The organism is Candidatus Margulisiibacteriota bacterium (genome assembly GCA_028715625.1).
Classification (GTDB): Bacteria; Margulisbacteria; Riflemargulisbacteria; order GWF2-35-9; family GWF2-35-9; genus JAQURL01.
This window is the reverse complement of sequence record JAQURL010000120.1, coordinates 1-3,147: the sequence shown is the minus strand read 5'-3', so window position 1 is coordinate 3,147 and position 3,147 is coordinate 1. Positions and strand designations below refer to the sequence as shown.

The following is a 3,147-nucleotide window of genomic DNA, read 5'->3' as shown; positions in this document are numbered from 1 at the left end:
AACAGAAGTAAAAGCTTAAATTCAATACATTGTGACCATGGAAATAAGGTCTTTGCGGATCCTGGAGCGAAGTGTGAACGGTTCAATTATTTCTACCTGTGGACCAAACGACAATAACCAGTAGTAGATAGTATCAATGTCCCCAGTCTGAAATTCCACCACCAGCTCACCTTTCGGTGTATAGCTTGTTTTATAATTATTATCGGTGAACCTGTCTAATACGAAATCTGCTATTTTACTGTTAAATTTTATTTTTACCTTAACGATTTCCTCTTTTACCTGTTTATGTTCACTCTGACTGATCAATTTTTGTATATCTTCTGCTTTATAAGTTTCTTTCATTTTTCTGATTTTAATAATCCGGGAAATATTAAAAAATTTCAGTTTTTTCTGGTCCTGATCATAACCCAGCAAATACCAGGTACCATTAAGAAACTTGAGAATTCCAGGGCTTACCAGACTTTTTATAACCTTGTTCCCTTCCAGTAAGTCTCTTATCACGATTTTCACTTTATGTTGAGACTGAAAGGCTTCAATTAAAACTTTAAAGGTTTTAATTCCGCTTTTTTCCATATTTAGGGCATTATGCATTTCCAGTGAAACAAGTGCTATATCCTTGGCATCCAGAGATACATAATCAGGAAGCATGAATGAGATTTTATTATAAGCTTTTTCCAGTTCCTCGAAATACGGAGTATTTTTGTATAAGTTCAAAACATTTTTGCCAATAAGCATTGCCAGGATATCTCCCTCTGCCAAGCTGACATTCTTAAGTATGAAACTATCATCACCGTAAAAATAGCCGTTAAATTTTTTTGAATATTTGACAGGAGCCTGAAAAACTTCCTTAAGAATATCAATATCCCTGAGAATGGTTCTTTCGGAAACCTTCAGCCGATCCTGCAAAAATTGACAGTTAGGATAACTTTTATCCTTGATCAGTTTGTCTATCTCGATAATACGTAAAAAATTATTTTGGTTCATATATTATATCTGTAAAACAAAGCCGAAAACCTTCTCCACATCTTCCCAAAATATTTTAAAGTCCAGACATTTCTCATAAGGCAGAGTAAATTCATAGCGTCTGTTATAATAAAAATCTTCGTTTATTCTTTTTTTAATTTTATACTCAAAATCAAAAATATTAAAATGAAATTTTGCAGATAAAGTTATTTTATCCATCGGGTCAATTTGATAAACATCATATAAAAACGGTGAAGAGCCGGAAAAAAGGAACATATGCTCATAATCCATTGTAAACAGCATTAAAGATACAGGATATTGCAGAATAATGTTATTCTGCATGCGTAACAGATTATCAAAACCGGGATAGTCATAACGTATATAACTTAAAATATTGTTAAACTGCAAGTCTTTAAATTTATAATCGGAAAATAACTGGGCGCTATATGCTATTCTGTTGTTCATGGTCAAGCTGTTTTCCTGAATACCTGCCATTTCATATTCGGCCTGAAGATCATTATGCTCATTAATATTCAGTATTGAAGACACTTTCCAGCCCGGTTTAATATCCACAAACTGATTATTGATAATTTCATTATTCTTTAAATAATAAGAAAAATATATATTGCTGTTTCTTTTGGCTATCTGTTCCTGGTTGAACAGGAAAGACAAAAAATACTTATCGCGTTCATACTCATCAAATAGAGCCATTGTATATAAAAAATTCCATTGGATTAGTTTGGGGGCGTAAAAATAACCTGCGGAAATTTTATGTTTACCCGCATCCAGCAATGTATAATGCTGGACACCTACCTTGAAACCGAATTTCTCTACATAAGCCAGGTGGATATAACCATTGTTCGCTTCATTAAAATAATAAGGCAGATTTTCCCGTGCGTAAGCTCCCTCGACCTGATTGCTTCCGAATTCAGGTACCAGTGTATTGTTGGCGAAAATTCCGTAACGCTTGTCACCCATAAAATACGCTGGGAAATATAGGATAGGCACCCCCAATACATGGAAAAAAGAATTAAAAGCAACCAGAAATCCTAGTTGAGGGTATACATGAACTTTATCGCTCCTCAAATAAAATAAAGGACTTTTGCCATTCTGGCAGGATGTGATCCGCACCTTGTCCATAACTACATCTCCGGCTTTTGCCTCTACCTGCTCTCCTGTTAAAGTGTATTTATAAAAATACAGTTCGAAATTGTTAGCTGTGAGCACCGAATTATCATTATCCAACTGCATTTTTTCACCACGCATTATCTGGTTCAGGTATTCTATTTTAAAAGGATCGTCTATTAATATCTTATTTTTATCAATATCCATAACAGCTTTTTCAGAAGAAAAACTGTAACTGCCTGATTTGATTTGAACATCGCTGGATAAAAGCATCCGGTTTTCTGTTATATCGAACTCAAATTCATTGGAAGTGATATCGTAACAAAAACTGATAGAAGAAACTAAAACAAATAAAAAAAATATCAGTTTGTTCATTGATCAGGTATCTATTTGATTTTCCTTGGTCCTGAATTTTGTAAATTCCTTCTGAAAGATAAGCTGTGTTTTTCCTACGGGGCCATTCCTGTGTTTGGCTACCATTACGTCTGTCAAACTGGTTGGTGTGGCCTGAGCTGAATAAAAATCCTCTCTGTGCAAAAAAATGACGATATCTGCCGTTTGTTCGATTTCTCCGGACTCTCTTAAGTCGCTAAGCTTGGGGAGCTTATCCATGCGCTGTTCAATAGCGCGGCTGAGCTGAGATAAGGCAATCAGTGGAACATGCAGCTCCCTCGCAATAGATTTTAAAAGTCTGGCAATTTCGGATATTTCCTGTGTCCTGTTTTCCACGCGCAATTTGGTTCCCTGCATTAATTGAAGATAATCAACTATCAACAGGTCGAGACCTTTCTCCGCTTTCATGCGTCTGGCTTTAGCGCGTAATTCCATAGCGTTTATACCTGGCGTATCATCTATATAAATATTCGCTTCATCCAGTTTACCTAAAGAACGCATCAGTTTTTTCCATTCGTTATCACCCAGATTACCGGTTTTAAGCTTGTTCGCATCTATTTCAGCTTCAGAACAGATAACACGCTGCACCAGAGACTCTTTAGACATTTCCAGGCTGAATAGGCCTACTGTTTTCTTTTCTCTGATTGCAACATTGGTAGCAATGTT

General features: G+C 35.7%; 3 protein-coding genes. All 3 read right to left on the bottom strand.

The genetic code is table 11. The features are described 5' to 3' along the window. Nucleotides 1-21: 21 nt before the first annotated feature. A complete protein-coding gene (locus PHV30_12060; GenBank protein ID MDD5457746.1) occupies nt 22-984 on the bottom strand; it encodes a WYL domain-containing protein in 963 nt (320 codons plus the stop codon). A 3-nt stretch (nt 985-987) separates the two neighbouring features. Then, nucleotides 988-2,463, bottom strand: coding sequence for an LptA/OstA family protein (locus PHV30_12055; GenBank protein ID MDD5457745.1), 1,476 nt, complete (start codon nt 2,461-2,463; stop codon nt 988-990). Nucleotides 2,464-2,466: 3 nt separating this feature from the next. Beyond that, nucleotides 2,467-3,147: DnaB-like helicase C-terminal domain-containing protein (locus PHV30_12050; GenBank protein ID MDD5457744.1), on the bottom strand; the 681-nt coding region annotated here is incomplete at its 5' end.